Genomic DNA, 22051 nt, shown 5'->3' with positions numbered 1-22051 from the left:
TATCCTAAAGGAGGTTTTTGTTATGCCCTCCTTGTCTATGGGTATCCTTGGAGACATCAATAAATTTAATACCGCCGGTGATGGCACCTGTATGCCTACTAATGCTTCCCCCTATGGTAAAAAAGTTTGCAACTGCAAGCTAAAACCAGGTGAACATTGCGACTGCCCTCGCTTATTCTCTGACCCCACTGCCTCATGGGGGTGGGACAGCTATAATGAGCAATACTATTATGGCCATACATTCCATGGCTTTACGGCTTGTGACTCGTTCTACAGCTTACCTATCCATATTAAATGTGTTACTGGTGAGCGTCATGATTCTGTAACCGGTGTTTATGCACTTAAAGAGCTTGTTGACTTGTATCCGAAAATAAATTTTTATTCTGCTGCTTTTGATTCTGCTTATGATGCCAACGCGTTTTATCTTTTGAATATGCATTATGGTATCAAACCTGTTATTGACCTTAATTCCCGTTCTTCTAAGCCCGAAGTGGTCAATGAACTTGTGGAACTTGATAAGAACGGGGTCCCCCACTGTAAATGTTTAGGACACCAACTACGCAACTGGGGCCTTATGTCTAAATCCTACAGAAGAAAGTGGCTTTTCCCTGTGCAGTGTGACGCCTGTATCAAGTGTCCTGCACACAGCAATAAAACATTTTATACTAAAACAATGGACAACCCCAGATTCTTTACTCCTATCGTAAGAGGTTCGGATGAGTGGAAACAGATTTACAAAAGGCGCTCTACCACTGAAAGAGTCTGGGACAGAATTAATATTGATTTTAACTCTGAATCTGCTGTCGTCTATTCAAAAGAACGCAGAATAGTTAGGGTGTTTCTTGGTTCATTCTGTTCTTTTATTGATGCATGGGCTAAGGAAAAAGCCTTGTCTATCACTGACATTTTTCCCGCTCTTGCAAGATTTGCCGCATAAATGATATTTTATGGGTTAATTTACATATTCAGTTCCTTTGGACCTTTTTAAAAATGCCGTAATAAAGGTTTCTTTGATATGCACTTTTTGTATCTATCTAATTTTTCTTGATCATTGCACTTACATATTCTTGTAGTCTATCTTGTAACTTGCATATGGCAATTAATGTTTATTGAATATACTCGTAAATATGGTTTTTTATATGGAATCATGTTATGGTTTGTATATCGCAAATTTTGTAGACTTACTAATGAGAGTTCGGAGGAATTCCCCGAACTCTCATACTCTAAGAGAAAATTAGTAACCTACTCCAACGGGCAGAGCATTTTCATTGCGAATCTCTTCCATCAAGATCACCACCTTTCTCAACTATTAAACTTAGTAACAATGACTAAGTTTCTGAAATATTATCATAATAATATGTAAGTGTCTACCTGTTATGTTTAATAGGGCTATAATTGTGTATGAATGGGTATTATTAATTAATTTCTATAAGATTTCAAAGTTATTATGGTAAATAAAAAGTTATTTTAAGGAGATACTACTTATACTAAGAAGATAAGTCTGCAAAATGCAGCTGTTACTTGTCACAGTAAGTTTTGTATGTTATACTATTATTGGTGTGGTTTCAAGGTCAATCTCTGATTCGGTTAGAGGAGAGTGGGTCAATGCCCACTCTTTCGTATTATTTTGCCGGTATTTTTAGTAGTAACAAAGGAGGGCCCGAGTTGGCTAAAAACAAACTGGCTGATATTGTCGAAGGTTTAGTTGCGCCGGTTGTTGAAGAAATGGCTATGGAACTTGTCGATGTTGAATATGTCAAGGAAGGGAGCCAATGGTACCTGCGCATATTTATCGATAAGACGGGTGGTATTTTTGTGGATGATTGCCAGGCAGTGTCTCAGAAAGTTAGCCGGTTGATGGATGAGAAGGACCCGATTCCTCATGCTTATATTTTAGAAGTATCTTCCCCTGGTTTAGACAGACCGTTAAAAAAGGCCGCTGATTATGAGCGTTTTTGTGGGTATGAGGTTGTTGTGACTACCTATGCTCCTTTTAATGGGAAGAAAAGTTTTTCAGGCCGATTGGATGGCCTGTCGGAACAAGGCGTCATTATAAACGTTGACGGTACGGAATACGTAATACCGGTTGATCAGGTAGCTTCGGCCCGGCTGGCGGTGGACATTTGATGTTTTCAGGAGGGAAGTAATAAGCATGAACACGGAGTTTTTGGATGCTTTGAGGGAATTGGAAAGGGAGAAAGGGATTGCTGTTGATGTGCTGATTGATGCTATCGAAGCAGCCCTGTTGTCTGCCTATAAAAGGAATTTCGGTTCCTTACAAAACGCCAGAGTACATATAGACCGGGAAACGGGTGATTTTAAGGTTTATTCCCAGAGAACCGTTACTGAAGAAGTTCAGGATGATCGGCTGGAAATTACTTTAGCGGATGCCCAAAAAATTGATCCCAGATTTGAACTGGGAGATGTGGTGGAGAATGAAGTTACGCCCAGGAATTTTGGCCGTATTGCCGCCCAGACTGCCAAACAGGTAGTGGTGCAGCGTATACGCGAGGCAGAACGAAATATTATTTATGAAACCTTTTCCAGTCGCGAGTCGGATATAATTACCGGTGTTGTGCAGCGTATTGAGCAAAAGAACATATATATTGAACTAGGCAAAACAGAGGCTATATTGACTCCTTCCGAGCAGATGCCGAATGAAACATATAAGCATGGAGACCGTATTAAGGCATATATTGTGGAAGTTCGCAAAACTACCAAGGGACCGCAGATTTATGTGTCCCGAACCCATCCCGGTCTTTTAAAGAGACTTTTTGAATTGGAAGTTCCTGAACTTGAGGAAGGTATTGTGGAACTTAAATCAGTGGCCAGAGAGGCCGGAGCCAGATCCAAAATTGCTGTTTACTCCAAGGATGAAAATGTTGACCCGGTAGGCGCCTGTGTAGGTCCCAAGGGTGCCAGGGTGCAAAATATTGTCAATGAACTTAATGGGGAAAAGATTGATATAATAAAATGGGATCCTGACGCATCCAAATATGTGGCCAGCTCGCTTAGCCCCGCTAAAGTGGTAGCCGTGGAAATCTGGGAGGATGAGAAAGTTGCCAGGGTAGTGGTGCCTGACTACCAGTTGTCTCTGGCTATCGGCAAGGAAGGCCAGAATGCCCGTCTGGCAGCCAAGTTGACTGGATGCAAAATAGATATTAAAAGTGAATCCCAGATGGCGGCTCTTTATCCCGAGGGATACGGAGAGGCTTATGATGAGGAATCCCATGCGCACAATGATTTGGAAGATTCAGGTATGTCAGAACTTGACCTGTATCAGGCAGAAGACTTTTAAGCGAGGTGTTTTATGGTGCCTAAAGTAAGAAAAATACCTCAGCGTATGTGTGTTGGTTGTCAGGAGATGAAGCCGAAAAAGGAAATGATCAGGGTAGTGAAAACTCCCGAAAATTCTATAGAAATAGATCCGACGGGTAAACGTGCCGGCAGGGGTGCTTACGTTTGTCCCAGTCTGGAATGCCTGCAAAAAGCTATTAAAGCAAGGCGTTTGGAAAAAGCCTTGCATCATTCAGTTTCTCCTGAGATAATTGATGTTTTGAAGCAGGGGTTGGTGAAATAATGCTGCAGCCAATGTACCAGTTGCTTGGGCTGGCCTGTCGGGCAGGTAAGCTTGTGTCCGGAGATTTAGCCGTCAAAGATGCTGTTGCCGGTGGGAAAGGCAAGTTATTATTAATAGCCGGTGACTGCTCAGAAAGAACAAGCAACAACTTTAAACAACTTGCCCTAAAATATAAGATACCGCTGCTCGAATGTTCGACAAAAGCAGATTTGGGTGGCTCAATAGGCAAAACACCTCGTTCAGTAGCGGTTGTTATAGGTGATGATTTTGCTCAAGGCGTGCTGAAAGCGGCTGAGAATGGAGGGGTGTCAGTTGTAAAGTTATAATTTTTCGGAGGTGATTCTATGGTAAAAAAACGAATTCATGAAGTAGCTAAAGAGCTTAATATAGAAAGCAAAAAAGTAATTGAGTTTTTAGATGCCATGGGTGTATCGGGTAAATCGCACATGAGTATGCTGGAAACCGACCAGGTGGAGAAATTGCGTCAAAAATTTGATAATAAGGGAGGGGTAGAAACGATAAACCAGTCTACTAATAACACCAGAACTGAGGTTGAAACTAAAAAGAGAACGGATGCGGGGCAGGAAGGACGTCAGAATTCAAGCCAGGAAACCCGTAAAACATTCCAGGATCAGGGTCCCGGTTTGGTTGATCGTGTGCCCCAGCGCCCTCCTGACAAGAGATTTTTAGACCGGCCCAAGCAGGAAGCCGGTGCCGGGCAGACCGGAAAAAGTCAGGGTGCGGGAGCAGCTTCGGGAGCTAATCGCTCGGGCCAGTCTAACCGTTCTAACCAGGGCGGTCGGCCTTACCAGGGTAACAGGCCTGCTCAAGGGCAGGGGCAACCCAGAGATAACGCCAATACTGACGGGGGCAGCTCTCAAGGTAGAGCTAGCGCCGGTTCCGCAGGCAGGGCTTCCGGCGGCAGTTACAACAGCGGTCAGCAAGGTGCGGGTAAACCTGCTTCAGGCAGACCCTACAATGCTCATAACAATCAGCAGGGCGGAGGAAGAACTTCCGGCGGTTACAGCAGCGGCCAGCAGGGCGCGAGCAGGTCCGGTAGTCAGCAAGGAGCAGGCAGACCTGCCGGCGGTTATAACAGCGGCCAACAGGGTACCGCGGGCAGGTCCGGCGGTGGCTATAACAGCGGCCAGCAGGGTGCCGCGAGGCCCGGCGGTGGCTATAACAGCGGTCAGCAGGGTGCCGCAGGCAGGCCCAGCGGCGGTTATAACAGCGGCCAGCAGGGTTCGGGCAGACCCAGCGGTGGTTATAGCGGAGGTCAACAGGGTTCAGGCAGGCCGCCCGGTGGTGGGTATAATAAGAGCGGGCAGTCAGCCGGAGGCCGGCCGGCCGGCGGGTATAAGAGCGGGCAACAGGCCGGGGGCAGGCCTCAAGGGGGATATAAGGGCAAGTCAGCCCAAGCGGATAAAAATGCCGCTGTGCGCATGCCTAAACCGGATCCGGCTGCTTTGATCGATAGCCGCAATAAGGCCGAGGAAAAGGCCAAAAGTTTTGAGCGTCAGAAAGCTCAGGAGAAATTTGCCGGTAAAGATCAGCGGGATAAGAGTAAGTTCAGCGAGCGGAAAATTGTTTCTCCCAGTGATCGGAGAAGAACTACCAAGAAAAATAAATATGGCGGGCCTAAACAGGATAAAGTCATATCTACTATACAGCAGAAAAAGCCCATTAGTATACCGGAAGTGGTTTCTGTGCAAGACTTTGCTTCCAGGATAGGCAAAACTGCTGCGGAAGTGATTAAGAAATTAATGGGCCTTGGTATAATGGCCACTATTAACCAGGAAATTGACGCGGAGACGGTTCAGATTATAGCTGATGATTTCGGTTTTGAGATTAATATCAAGCCGGAAGAAAATGAAGAAACCATGCTTTTGGCAGCCGAGACTGAGGATAAACCGGAAGATTTGTTGCCCAGGCCCTGTGTTGTTACAGTTATGGGACACGTAGATCACGGTAAAACCTCCTTGCTGGATGCCATCCGGGAGACTAATGTAACCTCTACCGAAGCAGGCGGTATTACCCAGCATATCGGTGCTTATCAGGTGGAGCGCAATAACAAGAAGATTACTTTTGTGGATACACCGGGCCATGAAGCTTTTACGGCCATGCGGGCGCGTGGAGCCAAGGTTACCGATATTGCCATTTTGGTAGTGGCGGCTGACGACGGTGTTATGCCTCAGACTATAGAAGCGATTAACCACGCTAAAGCAGCAGGTGTCCCAATTATAGTGGCAGTCAACAAAATCGATAAAGACAATGCTGTGCCGGAAAAAGTCAAGCAGGAATTAACCAAGCACGAACTGGTGGTTGAAGAGTGGGGCGGGGATACTATCAGTGTTAACGTTTCCGCTTTGAAAAGAGAAGGCATTGATGAGCTTTTGGAAATGATTCTGCTGGTTTCTGAAATGGCGGAGCTCAAGGCCAATCCGAACCGCCCGGCTAAGGGTACTATTATTGAGGCTGAGCTGGATAAGGCACGTGGTCCGGTGGCTACCCTGCTGGTGCAAAACGGGACTCTGCGTGTAGGAGATTCCATTGTTTCCGGTGCTGCCTTTGGTAAGGTACGGGCTATGATGGATGAGAGAGGCCGTAAGGTGGAAAAAGCTGAGCCGTCTCAACCGGTAGTGGTTCTGGGTTTTCATGATGTACCGCAAGCCGGGGATATTTTCCAGGCTCTGGATGATGAAAAATTGGCCAGGTATGTGGCCGAGAAACGCTTGAGCAAGAAGCGTGAGGAAGAACTGAAAGTAGCGCCTAGAGTATCTCTCGATGACCTGTTTAAGCAAATTCAGGCCGGTAACGTTAAAGAATTAACAATTATTGTTAAGGCGGACGTTCAGGGCTCGGTTGAGGCATTAAAGCAGTCCCTGGATCGCCTTAGTACTGACGAGGTTAAGATTAATTTGATACACGGTGGGGTAGGTGCCGTAACGGAAACAGATATTATGCTGGCTTCGGCGTCTAACGCTATTGTTATTGGTTTTAACGTGCGCCCTGATAGCAACGTTCGCAAGGCCGCGGAAGCTGAACAGGTGGATATCAGGTTGTATCGGGTTATTTATGATGCCATTGATGATATTAAGGCTGCTATGAGCGGCCTCTTAGATCCCGAGTTTAAAGAGGTTGTACTGGGCCGTGTGGAAGTGCGGCAGCTGTTTAAGGTATCTAAAGTCGGTACTATTGCCGGTTGTTATGTTACTGAGGGTAAGATCACCCGTGATGCGGGCATCAGGGTAATTAGGGACGGCATTGTTATTCATGAAGGTAAAATGGATTCCTTAAAACGGTTTAAGGATGATGTAAAAGAAGTGAGTCAAGGCTATGAGTGCGGTATTATGCTGGAAAAATTTAATGACTTGAGAGAGCACGACTTTATCGAAGCGTTTACTTCAGAGGCTGTTAAAAGGGAACTGGCTTAGGAGGATTTTAAATATGGCACATCGACCGGAACGCTTGGCTGAGTCAATAAAAAAAGAAGTATCGGATATGATTATCAATGAATTAAAGGATCCCCGTATAGGTTTTACCTCCATAACTTCTGTGGAGGTATCGCGAGACTTAAGTTTTGCAAAGATTTTTGTCAGTGTGCTGGGTACGGAGGAGGAACAGAAAGCTACTGTGGAGGCGCTGTCTCGGGCTAACGGTTTTATCCGGGCTGAAATAGGACGTAGAATTAGACTGCGTCATGTGCCGGAGTTAGCTTTTATCTCTGACCAATCTATCGCGCATGGGACGAAGATCATGAAATTGCTGCAAGATGTGCAGGTTCAAGGGGAAGGGATGCATGAATAGTTTAGCGGAGATTGCCGAGGTAATTCACCGTACCCGGCGGTTTTTCCTCTGCGGTCACGTCAATCCTGACGGAGATTCTATCGGTTCGGTACTGGCCTTAGGGCTGGGTTTGCAAAGGCTGGGCAAGGATGTAATTATGGCCAGTCCTAATCCGGTACCGGAAAACCTGTTTTTCCTGCCTGCTGCAGACAGGATTATTACTGTCGGCAGCTCTATGCCTGAGACTGAGATTTTTATTATGTTGGATTGTTCAGAGCAGGAGCGTCTGGGACCGGCCATGGGGGAATTGTCAAAAACAGCAGATCAGATTATTGTACTTGATCATCATCCTTTTGTCCGGTGTGCGGCGGATTATTATTATATTGATCCGGCTGCGGCAGCAACGGGTGAAATTGTCTACGATTTGCTGGAATTAATGGAGATATATTTTGACCCTGAAATTGCTGTTTGTCTATACACGGCTATTATCACTGATACGGGTTCCTTTCAGTACAGCAACACAACTGCGGATACTCATCTCCGGGCAGCGCGCCTGCTGGCATCGGGTGTTGATGTCCCGGCTGTCGGTATTAGTTTGTACGGGGAGAGATCTCTGACTCATTTGAAGACGCTGGGCGCTGCGCTGAATAATCTTAGGATGGATGCCGGAGGCAGGCTGGCCTGGATTATTCTGACCAGAGAGATGCTGGATGAAATATCTGCGGCGGATGAGGATTGTGAGAACTTAATCAACTACCCGCGGATGATTAAGGGTGTGGAAGTAGCTCTGTTCTTTCAGGAAATAGATGAGGAACTTTTTAAAATAAGTTTTCGTTCTAAAGGAAGTATTGATGTCAATAAGATTGCCGGTGCCTTTGGCGGCGGGGGGCATGTTCTGGCTTCCGGGTGCAGGCTTTCAGGAAAACTTTCCGAGGTAGAGGAAACGGTAATATTTATGGTCAAGCAGGCGCTTTTAAGGAATGTGGTTGAATGAACGGGATAATTAATGTTTTAAAACCACCCGGAATGACTTCGCATGATATAGTTAATTATATTCGTCGTTTAACAGGGATTAAGAAAGTCGGGCATACGGGAACCCTGGATCCGGGTGCGGCAGGGGTACTGCCGGTGTGTGTGGGTAAGGCCACGCGGGTTGCCGAATACCTGATTTCTTATGATAAGTGTTACCGTGCCGAATGCACTTTGGGAGCCAGTACCGATACACAGGACAGTTTTGGCCGGGTTCTGGAGGTACGGGATGCTTCCTGTCTTGCCGTCGGTGATATTGAAGCCATGCTAATGACTTTTGTCGGCAGTCAGGAGCAAATCGTACCTATGTTTTCGGCTGTTAAAGTTCAGGGGAAAAAACTTTATGAGCTGGCCCGAGCCGGGCAGCGGCTGGAACGTGAAGCGCGCAGGATAAATGTATATTCAATTAAATTGCTTGACTACGAGGACCTGGGAACACCTGCCCCCAGGGTTTTATTTGAAGTAACCTGCTCAAAAGGCACTTATGTCAGAACCATTTGCCATGATCTGGGGCAAAGGCTTGGTTATGGCGGGTACATGTCTTTTTTGATCAGAACCAGGGTAGGAGTATTTGACCTTTCGAAATCCGTGACGCTGGAGGAATTAAAGGAATACGCGGACAAGGGCCTGCTTAACCGGGCAATGCTGCCTATTGACCTGGTTTTGAGTGATATGGTGGCAGTGCAGGTCCGGGAAAGCGCGGTTGCAGCAGTGAAGGCGGGAAACAGGTTATACCTTCCCGGAATAAAGGAAATGCCCGGCTGCCTGGCAGAAGATCAAATTGTGCGTTTGCGCTCGGGAGATAAGTTATTGGCTTTAGCCAGAGTAATGTCAGAAGAAAAAGAAGGTATCACCAAATACATATTTCAACCGTTTAAGGTATTAGTTTAATTACTGCGCGGGAGGGTTATTGACAGTGGATGTGTATTATAGCCGGCAGGGGCTATTGAAAGAGAAATACAATCAGATATATCTTGGCCTGGGTAATTTTGATGGTATTCATATCGGTCACCAGAAATTAATCAGTGACTTGGTTGATGTGGCCAGGCAAAGAGGCGGGGTACCGGCAGTGATGACTTTTTACCCGCATCCTCTGGCTGTTTTGCAGCCGGCAGAAGCTCCGTTAATGCTTTTAAGTCAGACAAACAAACAGGAATTTATGGAAGGATTGGGCGTTGAGGTTTTGTTGGTAATGCCTTTTGATCGTGATTTTGCCTGTTTGGCACCTGATACCTTTATCAAGGATATTTTATATGGTGAGCTGGGTGTGAAGGGCGTTTTTGTTGGTTATAATTATACTTTTGGTTGCCGTGGTTTAGGAACTCCTGATTTGCTGAAGTCTTATGGCGGTACTTACGGCTTTGATGTTCATGTAGTTCCGCCGGTTTGTGTGGGTGAGCAGGTGGTCAACAGTACACTTATCCGGGGTCTAATAGAAAAAGGTGAAGTAGGAAATGCCGCAAAGTTCTTGGGTTACGTCCCTTTTATTCAGGGTGAAGTTGTTTATGGAGAGAGGCGCGGCAATACTCTGGGCTTTCCCACAGCTAACCTGGAACTTGACAGCGATCTGGTGGTGCCTGACAACGGTGTTTATGCTGTTCATGTTGAGTTGGGCGGCTGCAAGTACCCGGCAGTGGCCAACATTGGCACCAAGCCGACCTTTCACGGGTTTGCCGGTGCTCGCTGTTTGGAAGTTCACCTGCTGGACTTTTCAGCGGATTTGTATGGACAAACTATTAAGGTTTCCTTTATTCGCCGCTTGAGAGGCGAGAAGAGATTTAATTCTGTGGGGGAACTGGTGGCGCAGATTAAAACAGATATTGGTGAAGCGAGAATTTGTGTTGTGGATTAAAAAGAATAGCATAATATATAAAAGTATCAAATATAATTTTGATATAACAAGGCGTTTACTTCGGTAGCAAAATGTGCTAAAATAAACGCGTTAAGCGTCCCGGTTATTGGAAAGGAGACGTTTATCAATGGGAGTTCCAAACCTTGATTCGCCCGAAGAAGAAATCAAAAAATGGCTTAATCATATAGCTGTGATTTGCCTTAGCGAAGAATTTCAAAACTTAAAGAAAGAGCTGGAAAGTATATACCTTAAATCTGATATGGATAATGTGCGTCTAGTCGCTTTTCAAGATGCTTTATATGCTTTTTTGGCACAGGAAGAAGATGATGATAAAGCGTACAGATCCAGGGCTTAGTCGAATGAAGGTTATTATAACCGAGCATGCCCGTAAGCGTCTTAAAGATATGAGGCAGGAGAAAATTACAGCTGGTGATATATTTGACGCCGCTGTGGGAATTCCGGGAAAAGTACCTACAGCTACCAGATTCAGAGGTTTTATTGCTAAATCCGGCCGTATTTTTGATATTGTTGCTAAAGATATTCCTGATGGGCGACTAGTGATTACAATAATCGGGAAATAATAATTATATGAACTGCTAGCTAGGGAATGCGTTATCTCCGGCGATTATCTTGGCTAACAGCGATTTAAGAAATTAGGAGGAGGTGAACATTATGGCACTAAACGTAGAACAAAAACGCAATATCATAGACAAATTTAAGGTGCATGAAAATGATACCGGTTCACCGGAAGTGCAAATTGCAATTCTGACTGAAAAGATCAATTATTTAACTGAGCATCTTAAGATCCACAAGAAGGATCACCATTCCCGCCGTGGTCTTTTAATGATGGTAGGACAAAGAAGAGCCCTGCTCAATTATCTGCGGGATCGTAACTTTGAAAGGTATCGTGCTATAATCGGTAAGCTTGGTTTGCGTAAGTAGTATTTATGTTACAAGAAAGTAGCTTTAAGCGGCTTTCGAGCAGCCACAGGCACTTGTACTCGTCGGAAATTATGCAGTACTAATCTTGCTTATCCAATATAAATATGTGCTTATATTAAACAATGATTTATCAACAGATTCATCATAAGCATAATTTTCTAGAGCATGAAAGAAGCGGGGTGCTACCCGCTTCTTGCCATATCTATGGTGTGAAGGGACAAGCAAGGATTGTATTGAAGGTTATTATTTTAAATAATACAGGTAATACTATAGATAATTACTCGTAGGATTTTTAGTTTTTGGGAGGTACATATGTCAATTTTAAAGAAAGAATTAAACATAGGCGGCCGGGTGTTAACTATTGAAACCGGTAGAGTAGCCAAGCAGGCGGGTGGCGCGGTTCTGGTTGCCTATGGTGATACAGTAGTATTATCTACGGCTACCATGTCCAGGACTCTGAGAGAGGGTATTGATTTTTTCCCCTTGACGGTGGAGTATGAGGAAAGACTTTATGCCGTAGGAAGAATCCCCGGGGGTTTTATTAAGAGGGAAGCCCGTCCCAGCGAAAATGCCATATTGTCTTGCCGTTTGATCGACAGATCTATACGACCTTTATTCCCCAAGGGTTTTCGCAATGAGACGCAGATTATCAATACCATTATGTCGGTCGATCAGGACCACGCGCCGGAAATGGCGGCAATGATCGGAACCTCGGCAGCCTTGACCATATCTGATGCTCCTTTTAACGGTCCTATTGGCGGGGTTATTGTCGGCAGGGTAGACGGTGAATTAATTATCAACCCCAATGCAGCCCAGTCGGCAAAGAGTGATCTGCACCTGGTGGTGGCAGGTACCAAGGACGCGGTGATGATGGTGGAAGCAGGGGCTAATGAAGTAACTGAGGAAGTAATGCTGGATGCTATCGCCTACGGTCACGATGTCATTCGTCAAATCGTTGATTTTATAGATGAGTTCAGGCAGGAAGCGATTGAGCAGCAGTTGGCCAAGCCCAAGCTGGAATTTGCAGCTCCCGAAGAGAATCAGGAACTTATCGAGGCTATCGGCGAAACTATGGAAGCGGAAATAAAAATGGCTGTGCGCAAATGTGTTGAAGAACGTATGGATAAGAAAACACGGGAAGCTTTTTTTGATGAGTTGAAGGACAGGCTGGTTCTGGAATTTGCTGAGCAGTATCCTGAGCAGGTGTCAGATATAAAAGACTTGTTTAGGAAAATTGAGAAAAAGCTGGTGCGGCAGTTAATCGTTAAGGATCGCATCAGAATGGATGGTCGGGCGCTGGATGAGGTTAGGCCTATTTCTGTGGAGGCCGGTGTTTTGCCTCGTACGCATGGTTCAGGTTTATTTACCAGGGGTCAGACACAGATTTTGTCTGTGGTTACGCTGGGTGCCATATCTGAGGAGCAGATTCTGGACGGTTTGGGAACAGAAGAATCTAAGCGCTACATGCACCACTACAATTTTCCTCCTTTTAGTACCGGTGAAACCAAGATGATGCGTTCGCCGGGCCGCAGGGAAATCGGTCATGGTGCTCTGGCCGGACGTGCTCTGGAACCTATGATTCCCGGTGAGGAAGAGTTTCCTTATACTATTCGCGTGGTTTCTGAAGCTCTGGAATCTAACGGTTCGACTTCCATGGGCAGTGTCTGCGGCAGCACGCTTGCTTTAATGGATGCAGGTGTTCCGATTAAAGCTCCCGTGTCCGGTGTAGCCATGGGTTTAATCAAAGAGGACGATGAGATTGTCGTGCTCACTGACATTCAAGGCCTGGAAGACGCTCTGGGCGATATGGACTTTAAAGTTGCCGGTACGGCGAAAGGCATCAATGCGCTGCAGATGGATATTAAAGTGGCAGGGGTTACCCAGGAAATTCTGGAAAAGGCTTTGCAGCAGGCTTATACCGGCAGGATGCACATCATGGGTAAAATGATGGAAGTTATCTCTGCCCCGCGCCAGGAATTGTCCAAATACGCGCCCATGATTATTCATACTACGATTAATCCTGACAAGATCAGGGATGTAATTGGTCCCGGCGGCAAGACAATAAAGAAAATTGTTGAGGAAACCGGTGCCAATATAGATATAGAAGATGACGGCAGGGTATTTGTAGCAGCTGTAGATCGTGAAGCAGGGCAGAAAGCTCTGAGTATTATTGAAAAGTTGACACAGGAAGTTGTCATCGGTCAGATTTATCTGGGCCGGGTAGTCAAAATAATGGATTTCGGCTGTTTTGTGGAAATTATTCCTGGAGTGCTGGGCCTGCCGGGTAAGGAAGGTCTGGTGCATATATCTCAACTGGCGCACCAGAGGGTAAATAAAGTTGAGGATGTAGTAGCTGAAGGTGATATGATTCTGGTTAAGGCTATTGGCAATGATAATATGGGACGTCTCAAGCTTTCTAAAAAAGAAGCGATGCCCCAGGAAGGCAAGGAAGCGGAAGCCCAGAGCAGTGAGAACGGCAGTAAAGAGGAAAACGGCAGCAGGGAAAGCCGTCACAGGAGAGGCGGAGCCCGTCCTCCTCGTAAAACAGTATAAAAAGTCAGCGTGTGTCCAGTACTTGGCCACGCTTTTTTAATTTCCGGTAATAAAATGAAAATCGCCACAGCGCGGCACTAGTACAAGTGCCCATGGCTGTCTCGAAAGTCGCTTAACGCGACTTTCTTGTTCTTTTTGCTTGGATTCTTGCATAAGGTTGGTTAATAAAATAAAAGGAAAGGAGTTGTGCCATGCGTGTTCTTTATTTAAAAAGGCGTTATGTCAGCCAGCTATTAATCGTGGTAATTTTTGCTGCGGTTTTTACGACAGGTTATTTTTGGGCTAATTTTAACAAGGCTGTTTTGCTGCCTGTGGTGGCTGAGCCTATATACCAGGGCAGTGACAGTGAGAAAAAAATAGCCCTAACAGTTAATGTTTTCTGGGGTGAGGAATACCTGCCTAAGATGCTGGAGATAATGGACGAGAACAAGGTTAAGGCCAGCTTTTTTATGGGTGGCCAATGGGTGGAAAAATTTCCTGACTTAACGAAAAAAATAGCTGCCGGCGGGCATGAGTTGGGCAATCATGGTTATTCTCATCCTCATGTGGATCAGATATCCAAGCAAAATAATATAACTGAGATAAAGAAAGCTGAGGAAGAGGTTTTTAAGGTTACCGGAAAGAAAACTGTTTTTTTTGCCCCTCCTTATGGGGAAAGGGGTCAAAATGTGCTGGCGGCAGCTTCTGAATCCGGTTACAAGACAATTTTATGGAGTATCGATACTGTTGATTGGCAGCGTCCTGCTGCTAAAACTATCGAAGACAGGGTTCTTGCGAAGGCGCATAACGGGGCTATTGTTTTGATGCACCCGACTGAACCGACAATAAAAGCTTTACCTAATATAATTAAAGATTTAAAAGATCGCGGTTATGAGCTTGTCACTGTTTCTCAGCTGCTCAAGGGCGGTATTGCCGGTGACAAAGAAAATAAGACCGGTGAAGAGACTAAAGACAGTGGAAAAAATAAAGAAATAAAAGCGGGTAAAGAAAGTAAAGATGCTGAGGGTGCCAAAAAAGCTGAGGATGCGGAAGATTCCGGTGGGGCAGGTGATGCTGAGGATAAAGAGCAGGATAACTAAGATTAGTTGAGCGCAAGTTTCTCCCCTCTTTATTGCTGTAATAAAAATTTTTAATTCAGGGCAAGCTTATACGGCAATATAAAATTATTTTACTATAGGAAATTATGCTTATGATAAATTCGAAGGCCTCTTTAAGCGGCTTTTTTGAGGTATTGATGATTATATAAAATATGGTAAAATGTAGTAGCATGATTTTTTCGAGTGGGGGAGAAGATTTTTAGCTATGAAGATAAATATGCTGAGAGTGCTGCCGTTTTTTTTGTTATTATTGAATGTTTATTGTCTACCGGTACAGGCGGCTTATAGTCCGCCAGTTGCCGCAGAGTCTGCTGTTTTAATGGATGTTGGCAGCGGCCAGGTATTATACCAGAAAAATGCTTTTCAAAGACGTCCTCCGGCCAGTACAACTAAGATTTTAACCGCTCTTCTGGCCTTAGAGGGGGGAGATTTGGGTCAAGTTGTAACGATTAGTAAAACGGCTGCCTCTACGGGTGAATCCAGCATATACCTGCAGGCGGGAGAAAATTTAACTTTAGAGGAACTTATATACGGCGCGCTGTTGAAGTCCGGCAATGATTCTTGCGTGGCTATCGCCGAACAAATAGCCGGAACCGAGGCAAATTTCGTACAACTCATGAACGAAAAGGCTAAGCAAATGGGTGCAATGGATTCTCATTTTGTCAATTGTAACGGCTTGCCGGCTGAGGGGCATTATTCAACTGCCTACGACCTGGCTAAATTGACTTGTTATGCTCTGCAAAATCCTGTGTTTAATACTGTTGTCAGTACCAGGGAGAAGGTAATCAGAGGTCCCGGCTGGCAGAGGCACTTGCAGAATACTAATCAGCTATTGGATACTTATACCTTTGCGGACGGGGTTAAAACCGGTACAACCAATGCTGCCGGTCCCTGTTTGGTAGCCTCGGCTACGCGGGATAACCGGAGATTGGTCAGTGTGGTTTTACACAGTGCTAACCGGTATGGTGACAGTAAATCTCTTCTGGAGTACGGTTTTAATAATTTTTCCAATAATAAAGTTTTAACCGCAGGACAAGTTATCGGCGACATACCTGTCTGTGACGGGTTTTCCCCGGCGGTTCAAGCAGTGTCAAAAGGAGATTTGACAGTTGTTATTCCCAATGGCCGCACTGATTTAATTGAAAAAAAGATTTACCTGGTTGACGGTTTAACCGCGCCGGTTAAAAAGGAGCAAAAAATCGGCCGGGTAGATTTGTATATGGATAAGGTATATATAGCCAGTACTGATTTAATTGCCTCGGGGAGTATTGAAAGGCTTCCTGCCTACCGGATTCTTTGGCGTAAATTTTACCAAAATATCGGGTAGAGACCAAAAAGTTATTTTTTAAAAGGAATTATAAAATTTTTAGCGAATAACATGTAATAAGGTTGAAGTCAGAGAGGTGTATATATGTACCAAAAGGTTATTCTGGATAACGGGGCAAAGATTCTAACTGAGGAAGTGCCTTATGTGCGATCTGTGGCTATAGGTATTTTTGTTGACGTGGGATCCAGAGACGAATTAAAAGAAAATAATGGTATATCTCATTTTATAGAGCATCTGATGTTTAAAGGCACAAAACGCAGAACGGCCAAACAGATTGCTGAGACACTGGACGCGGTGGGAGGACAGTTAAACGCTTTCACAACTAAAGAATATACCTGCTATTACGCTAAAGTTATTGACGAACATCTGGGATTAGCCATTGATTTGTTAACAGATATGGTGTTTAATTCTAATTTTGCTGCTGCTGATATTGACAGAGAGAGAAATGTTATTCTGGAAGAGATTAAGATGTATGAAGATGCGCCGGATGAACAGGTGCATGATGTTTTTGTGCGCAGTTTATGGCAGGATCACGTGTTAGGCAGGCCTATTATCGGTGATGCCGATATTATTCAAAATATGACATCGGATCAAATAATGGATTTTTATAAGAAGTACTATGTGCCGGGGAACTTGGTTATTTCTGTAGTAGGCAATATTAAGCATGATCAGGTTGTCAATGCCTTAAACGGACTAATGGCGGGACTCACAGGAGAACGACCGGATAAAGTGCTGTCTTTGCCCAAGCCTTTTCAAGAGATAATTTGCCGTGAAAAAGATACCGAGCAGGTTCACCTTTGTTTTGGTACCCAGGGTCTGAAATTAACTCATGATGATATCTATATTATGCAGGTACTTAATACTGTTCTGGGTGGAGGCATAAGCTCGCGTTTATTTCAGGAGGTTAGGGAGCAAAGAGGCCTGGTTTACTCTATATATTCGTACCACAGTTCTTACCATGACTCAGGCATATTTTGCATCTATGCGGGGCTGAGTAAATTAAATGTGGAACAGGTGCTGGAATTAGTTGTCAAGGAATTGAGGGATATTCAGAAGAGCGGTTTAACTGAGGATGAGTTAAGGCGTACAAAGGATCAATTAAAGGGCAATTTGTTGCTGAGCCTGGAAAGTATTAATGTCAGAATGAGCCGGTTGGGCAAATCTGAGTTTTACCTGGGCAGGTTAACCACACCGGAAGAAATAGTGGAAAAAGTTAATTTGGTGACCAATGAAGATATTCAAAGAATAGCCAGAGATATTTTAGAGCCAAAAAACTTTTCTCTGGCCACTATAGGCCCGTGGCAAGAGGCCGGATACTTGCGGACACTCTTTGATAAATCTGATAATCTTTAAAGGAAAATAATATGCAAAAGTTAAAAGTAAGGGTAACCAGGCTGCGGAATGCACAGGGTCTGTCTTTACCCGAGTATATGAGTAAAGGCGCTTCCGGCATGGATATTTACGCTGCCGTAAATGAACCGGTTGTTTTTTTACCAGGTGAAATAAAATTAATTCCCACCGGCCTGGCAATTGCAGTGCCGGAAGGTTGGGAAGCTCAAATACGTCCTCGCAGTGGGTTGGCACTAAAACACGGAATAACTGTGGTTAATTCACCCGGCACAATTGATGCGGACTACAGGGGAGAAATCAAGGTTATTCTGGCTAACACAGGCCAGTCCACGTTTACGGTCAACCGTGGCGATAGGATTGCTCAGATGGTATTTCAGGCAGTATGTATGGCCCAGTGGGAAGTGGTTGATTCACTGGATGAAACAGAAAGAGGGGCAGGAGGCTTTGGCCATACAGGCTAAAGCTTTTTTCTTGTTCCGGGAAATTATTCTTATGAGATTCCCATGCTGCGGCGCAGCGCCACGGAGAATGAAAAATGATACTTCTGAGTTTATTTTCAAGGTAGCATGGGTGCCTGGAGCTGCAAGAAAGTCGCTTAAGCGACTTTCTTGCGTTTAGGAAGTCTTTGGTGGAAAAACTGTCATACGTCTCGTCCCTGCTCAATATAATCTATTGGGAGGTGGTATTAATTGTTAAGCGGTCTAATAATAACTGTGCTCATAATTATTCTGGCGGTTTTTTCACTGCGGGAACGGGTCAGGCTGCGGCAAATGAGGAATAAGAATTGGGATGCTGTTGGCGAGAGCAAGACCTCTGTGCTTTCACAATCCATAGCCGCTCTGGTAGGTACGGCGGGTGGCATCTATCTGTCAGTTGTAGTTTTGTGTTCCTTCCTGGAGCTTGAAATGCCGTCTAAAGTCAACATGGTTGGCATGAGTTTTGAACCGGTAGCGGCTGTGTCCTTTGCTCTGGCATTAATACAACCTTTTGTTTTACGCGCAATAAAGTATCATAAACGGGTTTAATATAGGAGTGATTTACTTGAGAATGGCTGATCTGGTAGGCAAAGAAATAGTCAATTATTATGACGGGGCTCGTTTAGGGGTAATCGGTGAGTCAGATGTGACCATAGATCCAAAGACCGGTCAGATTCAATCTATTATATTGCCGCGCCGCAATAATCTCATGAACTTTTGGGTGGAAAAACAGCATTTAGTAGTACCATGGGAATCCATAAAAAAAATAGGAGCGGAAATAATTATAGTTGATTTAGATCAGACTAATCTAAATTTCAATAAATATTCTGTATGAAAGAATTAAAAGATAAAACCCCGCCGTCCGGTGGGGCTTTATCTTCTATGGACAGTTGCAGCTGTTACTGAGCCACGTTTATTTTAAGTCTCCTGCGTGAGGTGATGTCTGACTTGGGAGCGCGGATTTCCAGAATGCCGTTGGAGTAGGTTGCTTCTACTAACTCAGCCTTAATGTCGGTAGGCAGCGCTACAGTGCGGAATAGGCTTGTAACTTGACCGCCTGCCAGGGCAGTGGCTGAGATTGACATTGAGTCGTCGGTAACTGTAAGGTTAAGATCGTTCAGGCTAACATTGGGCAGCTCAGCTGCTACAACAACGTCACTGTTAGTTTCATGAAGATCTAATCTCATTTGGGCCATGCCTTGTGAAGATTGAATGGTATTTAAACCGGTAGCAAAGACTTGCCCGCCGATTTGATTACCGAATGAGCTTGCAAAGGCTTGTTGAGCAATGGCTTGCTGCTGCGCAATGTAAGGGTTGTAAGCCATGCTGTTCCAGATAGCCGGATTGTTGAAGCTGCTTACACCGCTGTTAGGAATAAAGCCTTGAGCCCAGGCCTGCTGTCCCACAACAGGATTGATTAAGCCCCAAGCTGAAGCCTGGTTGAGCATGGGATTAAAGGAATAACTTACACAGTTGCCCGATAAGGTGTTTCTTGCTGAAACAGGGAAAGCTGTAACACCTGACTGGCATAAGTTTGAGTTTGTTGCAAAAACCTGATTAGGGTTCATGGAAGAGATATACATTCAACGACCTCCTAAAGTGTTTTGGTTGGGTACCCATGACATATATTGTGCAGTTAAAAAAAATATATTCGTTCTGTATACTGGAAAAATAAACATATTAAATATTTTATCCAGCTTAAATTATGACATATTATGTTGGCTATAATAAGGGTCAAAGCAATGATTAATGTAATATGGGGAGGCCTAAGATGTCCAGGTCAGAAAGATTGAGCTTAATAAACGCTATAGAAAACAAGAGGTGTTCCAAATTAATTTGCTATATTACCGGTGACAGGGAAAACGTCAATACCCGCATAGCTCCTGATGTAACTACTATTTTATACCGTCACCTGGAAATGTTGAAAAACCAGCCTAAAATAGATCTTTTCCTTTATACAAGAGGCGGGGATGTTCTAACTCCCTGGCGGCTGGTAAATTTGATTAGGGAATATACAGAGCATTTTTCGGTAATCGTGCCTTTTCGCTCTTATAGCGCCGGTACTTTGATTTGTCTGGGTTCTGATGAAATAATTATGGGAAAAATGGGTGAGCTGGGGCCTATTGATCCCAGTGTGGTAAATGCTTTTAATCCACAGGATCCGAACAACCCACAGGCCAGAGTGCCGGTGAGCATTGAGGATGTTTATTCTTACCTGGCTTTGGCCCGTGAAAAGTCAGGAAGCCACCTGGACGAACTGATGGACAAGTCCTTTTTGCTTTTAGCTGAAAAAATTCATCCTTTGGCCCTGGGCAATGTGCACCGGAACTATATGTTGATAAGGTCACTGGCTACCAAATTATTGCGCCTGCAGATGAACCCGCCTTCGGATGATAAGATAATAAGTATTGTTGATAATTTGACTGAAAAATTATACGCTCATAATCATATGATTTCAAGGCGTGAAGCGGATAAGGAAATACAATTGCCGGTACTCTATCCTGACCCTTATTTGGAAGACTTGATTTGGAAGCTATATGCTGATTTTGCTCAGGAGATGGCTTTAAACGAGCCGTTTAATCCTGCCGATATGTTAAATGGGCCTCGTATTGAATTCGAGGTTGTCAGTGGTCTTGTAGAGTCTTCTATGGGGCAGGACGCGTTCGTATTTAGCGGTGTGGTAGAAAGAAAAGAGTTTCCTGATAAAGGGCAGGTTAATGTAAATATTGTAAAGCAAGGATGGAGATCTTTAGCTTAAATAAGAGGTGGTGTATTAAATGGATAGAGTTATGGAGTATGAGCAATATGCAGATGAAAAAGTTCAGTTTAATTACCCGGCACAGGCTACCAAGTACTACTATTTAACAGACAGCTCCGGTTACCCGTCTGCAGACTACCGGTTTTTTTATGTGCCAAAAGACAGCAGCGGCTTAGTGGTGCCGGAAAACAGATTGGATAGCGCCAAGTCGGGAAAGAATGTCGAGTAGATGCCTGGCAGGTAAAAAGTGTTTATACTAAGTATACATTTTATTACTAAGAAGAATTTTATAAGGCAACAACCGGAAGATGATGAGAATTTGTTAAGAATAATAAATAACATCCTGCTAAACGCAATTAAAAAACCCGTATACATGGTGATACGGGTTTTTTTATATTCTAAGAAATTATGCTTATGATGGATCTGTGGATAAGTAATTGTATAGTGAAGTGCAAATTTATATTGCACAAGCAATGTTAGTACTGCATAATTTCCGACGAGCACGAGTGCCTATAACTGCTCGAAAGTCGCCTTAGGCGACTTTTTTGTTATTTACTTTTATTGTTTATGTACTCTGTTCTTTTTTATAGTGCAGTTATAGGAATGCCTGGTATTATCTTTGGCAAAGGAAATTTCCAGAATACCGTTTTTGTAAATTGTACTGGCCTGATCTGTGTTGATATTTATTGGTAGGTTTACCACCCTGACGTATTTGCCCGGGAAGGTTTCCCGGTGCAAGTAAGCGAAATTGCCCTGATCTCTAACTGGAGTGACTTGACTGTTAATAAAGAGCTGTTTATGTTCTATGTCAACTTCTATGTTATCCGGGTCAGCACCTGGCAGTTCAACTACATAAATAATGTCTGTTTCTGTTTCCAGTATATCAACACGTGGTACGATGTTTTCAGTTGATATGCCTGGCATGTATTGTTGGTTAGGCTGCCCGCTGCTGCTCTGTTGATTGCCCGCTAAAGGGAAGAGCTGTGGCGGGTAGCCTTGTTGCACATGATTTTGCTGTTCTTTCACTTACACCACTTCCTTATGCATTTTTTTTAATCCAGGAGATCATGCTTATGATAGATTTGTAAATAAATTAAGGTTAGTATTGCATAATTTCCAACGAACACGAGTGCCTGTGGCTGCTCGAAAGCCGCTTAAGGTGACTTTCCTGTTATTATGGCTGAGAATAGAAATAATATGCAAGAAAGGTGCTCATGTGTTTTATTCGATTTTTACTTTACTTGACATATAAGCTGAGATGTAAGAAAATTAAGTTTAATATTCATTTGACAAAATGAGAT

24 protein-coding genes are annotated in these 22051 nt (G+C 44.2%); 22 read left to right on the top strand and 2 right to left on the bottom strand.

Annotated elements, in window-relative coordinates; translation table 11 throughout:
* Positions 1–22 precede the first annotated feature (22 nt).
* From DTOX_RS24490 to DTOX_RS15395, 20 genes are all read left to right on the top strand, one after another.
* A complete protein-coding gene (locus DTOX_RS24490; RefSeq protein ID WP_015758627.1) occupies positions 23–937 on the top strand; it encodes a transposase in 915 nt (304 codons plus the stop codon).
* Positions 938–1665: 728 nt separating this feature from the next.
* Entirely contained in the window at positions 1666–2127 is a 462-nt protein-coding gene (gene rimP / locus DTOX_RS15485; protein ID WP_015758626.1) for a ribosome maturation factor RimP, read from the top strand.
* Between the two features lie 25 nt (positions 2128–2152).
* Entirely contained in the window at positions 2153–3298 is a 1146-nt protein-coding gene (nusA, locus tag DTOX_RS15480) for a transcription termination factor NusA (protein WP_015758625.1), read from the top strand.
* A gap of 15 nt (positions 3299–3313) precedes the next feature.
* On the top strand, positions 3314–3580 hold the full coding sequence (rnpM, locus tag DTOX_RS15475; protein ID WP_042317338.1) for an RNase P modulator RnpM: 267 nt from the start codon (positions 3314–3316) through the stop codon (positions 3578–3580).
* Entirely contained in the window at positions 3580–3906 is a 327-nt protein-coding gene (locus DTOX_RS15470) for a L7Ae/L30e/S12e/Gadd45 family ribosomal protein (protein WP_015758623.1), read from the top strand. Before rnpM ends, DTOX_RS15470 begins: the two co-directional genes overlap by 1 nt.
* Positions 3907–3924: 18 nt before the next feature.
* Positions 3925–7014, top strand: a complete 3090-nt coding sequence (gene infB, locus DTOX_RS15465; protein WP_015758622.1) for a translation initiation factor IF-2 — start codon at positions 3925–3927, stop codon at positions 7012–7014.
* Positions 7015–7027: 13 nt separating this feature from the next.
* Complete coding sequence (rbfA, locus tag DTOX_RS15460; protein ID WP_015758621.1) at positions 7028–7387, top strand: 30S ribosome-binding factor RbfA; 360 nt, start codon at positions 7028–7030, stop codon at positions 7385–7387.
* Positions 7380–8360, top strand: a complete 981-nt coding sequence (locus DTOX_RS15455; RefSeq protein WP_015758620.1) for a DHH family phosphoesterase — start codon at positions 7380–7382, stop codon at positions 8358–8360. Before rbfA ends, DTOX_RS15455 begins: the two co-directional genes overlap by 8 nt.
* The gene (gene truB / locus DTOX_RS15450) at positions 8357–9286 is read left to right on the top strand and encodes a tRNA pseudouridine(55) synthase TruB (RefSeq protein ID WP_015758619.1); all 930 of its coding nucleotides are present in this window, start codon (positions 8357–8359) and stop codon (positions 9284–9286) included. Before DTOX_RS15455 ends, truB begins: the two co-directional genes overlap by 4 nt.
* A 25-nt stretch (positions 9287–9311) precedes the next feature.
* Positions 9312–10247 (top strand): bifunctional riboflavin kinase/FAD synthetase, encoded by a 936-nt coding sequence (locus DTOX_RS15445; protein ID WP_015758618.1) that lies wholly within the window; start codon positions 9312–9314, stop codon positions 10245–10247.
* Positions 10248–10374: 127 nt separating this feature from the next.
* Positions 10375–10602 (top strand): hypothetical protein, encoded by a 228-nt coding sequence (locus DTOX_RS15440; protein WP_015758617.1) that lies wholly within the window; start codon positions 10375–10377, stop codon positions 10600–10602.
* Between the two features lie 4 nt (positions 10603–10606).
* Entirely contained in the window at positions 10607–10828 is a 222-nt protein-coding gene (locus DTOX_RS15435) for a hypothetical protein (RefSeq protein WP_015758616.1), read from the top strand.
* 91 nt (positions 10829–10919) lie between these two features.
* Entirely contained in the window at positions 10920–11189 is a 270-nt protein-coding gene (gene rpsO, locus DTOX_RS15430) for a 30S ribosomal protein S15 (RefSeq protein ID WP_015758615.1), read from the top strand.
* Between the two features lie 312 nt (positions 11190–11501).
* Positions 11502–13742 carry a polyribonucleotide nucleotidyltransferase gene (locus tag DTOX_RS15425; RefSeq protein ID WP_015758614.1) on the top strand — a complete coding sequence of 747 codons (2241 nt, stop codon included), beginning with the start codon at positions 11502–11504 and terminating at the stop codon, positions 13740–13742.
* Positions 13743–13933: 191 nt separating this feature from the next.
* Positions 13934–14821 carry a polysaccharide deacetylase family protein gene (locus DTOX_RS15420; protein WP_015758613.1) on the top strand — a complete coding sequence of 296 codons (888 nt, stop codon included), beginning with the start codon at positions 13934–13936 and terminating at the stop codon, positions 14819–14821.
* Between the two features lie 223 nt (positions 14822–15044).
* Positions 15045–16166, top strand: coding sequence for a D-alanyl-D-alanine carboxypeptidase family protein (locus DTOX_RS15415; RefSeq protein WP_015758612.1), 1122 nt, complete (start codon positions 15045–15047; stop codon positions 16164–16166).
* An 84-nt stretch (positions 16167–16250) separates the two neighbouring features.
* Positions 16251–17519 (top strand): M16 family metallopeptidase, encoded by a 1269-nt coding sequence (locus DTOX_RS15410; RefSeq protein WP_015758611.1) that lies wholly within the window; start codon positions 16251–16253, stop codon positions 17517–17519.
* Between the two features lie 11 nt (positions 17520–17530).
* On the top strand, positions 17531–17977 hold the full coding sequence (gene dut / locus DTOX_RS15405) for a dUTP diphosphatase (RefSeq protein ID WP_015758610.1): 447 nt from the start codon (positions 17531–17533) through the stop codon (positions 17975–17977).
* Between the two features lie 228 nt (positions 17978–18205).
* A complete protein-coding gene (locus DTOX_RS15400; RefSeq protein ID WP_015758609.1) occupies positions 18206–18541 on the top strand; it encodes a hypothetical protein in 336 nt (111 codons plus the stop codon).
* Between the two features lie 16 nt (positions 18542–18557).
* Entirely contained in the window at positions 18558–18827 is a 270-nt protein-coding gene (locus tag DTOX_RS15395) for a YlmC/YmxH family sporulation protein (RefSeq protein ID WP_015758608.1), read from the top strand.
* A 64-nt stretch (positions 18828–18891) separates the two neighbouring features.
* On the opposite strand, the gene DTOX_RS21630 is transcribed toward DTOX_RS15395, so the two are convergent.
* Positions 18892–19575: an Hsp20/alpha crystallin family protein gene (locus DTOX_RS21630; protein WP_015758607.1), complete on the bottom strand. Its 684-nt coding sequence runs from the start codon at positions 19573–19575 to the stop codon at positions 18892–18894.
* A 188-nt stretch (positions 19576–19763) separates the two neighbouring features.
* Here DTOX_RS21630 and DTOX_RS15385 point away from each other — a divergent pair, with 188 nt between their 5' ends.
* On the top strand, positions 19764–20750 hold the full coding sequence (locus DTOX_RS15385; RefSeq protein ID WP_015758606.1) for an SDH family Clp fold serine proteinase: 987 nt from the start codon (positions 19764–19766) through the stop codon (positions 20748–20750).
* 19 nt (positions 20751–20769) lie between these two features.
* Positions 20770–20979, top strand: coding sequence for a hypothetical protein (locus DTOX_RS15380; protein ID WP_015758605.1), 210 nt, complete (start codon positions 20770–20772; stop codon positions 20977–20979).
* Between the two features lie 329 nt (positions 20980–21308).
* On the opposite strand, the gene DTOX_RS15375 is transcribed toward DTOX_RS15380, so the two are convergent.
* On the bottom strand, positions 21309–21776 hold the full coding sequence (locus DTOX_RS15375; RefSeq protein WP_015758604.1) for an Hsp20/alpha crystallin family protein: 468 nt from the start codon (positions 21774–21776) through the stop codon (positions 21309–21311).
* Positions 21777–22051: the final 275 nt, after the last annotated feature.

The sequence above is a fragment of the Desulfofarcimen acetoxidans DSM 771 genome (assembly GCF_000024205.1).
Taxonomy (GTDB): domain Bacteria; phylum Bacillota; class Desulfotomaculia; order Desulfotomaculales; family Desulfofarciminaceae; genus Desulfofarcimen; species Desulfofarcimen acetoxidans.
This window is presented reverse-complemented; position numbering and strand designations above follow the sequence as displayed.

Excerpts from the sequence above, each read along its gene's own strand:
- DTOX_RS24490 (WP_015758627.1), top strand. The coding sequence starts at position 23 with ATGCCCTCCTTGTCTATGGGTATCCTTGGAGACATCAATAAATTTAAT.
- nusA (WP_015758625.1), top strand. The coding sequence starts at position 2,153 with ATGAACACGGAGTTTTTGGATGCTTTGAGGGAATTGGAAAGGGAGAAA.
- DTOX_RS15470 (WP_015758623.1), top strand. The coding sequence starts at position 3,580 with ATGCTGCAGCCAATGTACCAGTTGCTTGGGCTGGCCTGTCGGGCAGGT.
- infB (WP_015758622.1), top strand. The coding sequence starts at position 3,925 with ATGGTAAAAAAACGAATTCATGAAGTAGCTAAAGAGCTTAATATAGAA.
- rbfA (WP_015758621.1), top strand. The coding sequence starts at position 7,028 with ATGGCACATCGACCGGAACGCTTGGCTGAGTCAATAAAAAAAGAAGTA.
- DTOX_RS15455 (WP_015758620.1), top strand. The coding sequence starts at position 7,380 with ATGAATAGTTTAGCGGAGATTGCCGAGGTAATTCACCGTACCCGGCGG.
- truB (WP_015758619.1), top strand. The coding sequence starts at position 8,357 with ATGAACGGGATAATTAATGTTTTAAAACCACCCGGAATGACTTCGCAT.
- DTOX_RS15440 (WP_015758617.1), top strand. The coding sequence starts at position 10,375 with ATGGGAGTTCCAAACCTTGATTCGCCCGAAGAAGAAATCAAAAAATGG.
- DTOX_RS15435 (WP_015758616.1), top strand. The coding sequence starts at position 10,607 with ATGAAGGTTATTATAACCGAGCATGCCCGTAAGCGTCTTAAAGATATG.
- rpsO (WP_015758615.1), top strand. The coding sequence starts at position 10,920 with ATGGCACTAAACGTAGAACAAAAACGCAATATCATAGACAAATTTAAG.
- DTOX_RS15425 (WP_015758614.1), top strand. The coding sequence starts at position 11,502 with ATGTCAATTTTAAAGAAAGAATTAAACATAGGCGGCCGGGTGTTAACT.
- DTOX_RS15420 (WP_015758613.1), top strand. The coding sequence starts at position 13,934 with ATGCGTGTTCTTTATTTAAAAAGGCGTTATGTCAGCCAGCTATTAATC.
- DTOX_RS15415 (WP_015758612.1), top strand. The coding sequence starts at position 15,045 with ATGAAGATAAATATGCTGAGAGTGCTGCCGTTTTTTTTGTTATTATTG.
- DTOX_RS15410 (WP_015758611.1), top strand. The coding sequence starts at position 16,251 with ATGTACCAAAAGGTTATTCTGGATAACGGGGCAAAGATTCTAACTGAG.
- dut (WP_015758610.1), top strand. The coding sequence starts at position 17,531 with ATGCAAAAGTTAAAAGTAAGGGTAACCAGGCTGCGGAATGCACAGGGT.
- DTOX_RS21630 (WP_015758607.1), bottom strand. The coding sequence starts at position 19,575 with ATGTATATCTCTTCCATGAACCCTAATCAGGTTTTTGCAACAAACTCA.
- DTOX_RS15385 (WP_015758606.1), top strand. The coding sequence starts at position 19,764 with ATGTCCAGGTCAGAAAGATTGAGCTTAATAAACGCTATAGAAAACAAG.
- DTOX_RS15380 (WP_015758605.1), top strand. The coding sequence starts at position 20,770 with ATGGATAGAGTTATGGAGTATGAGCAATATGCAGATGAAAAAGTTCAG.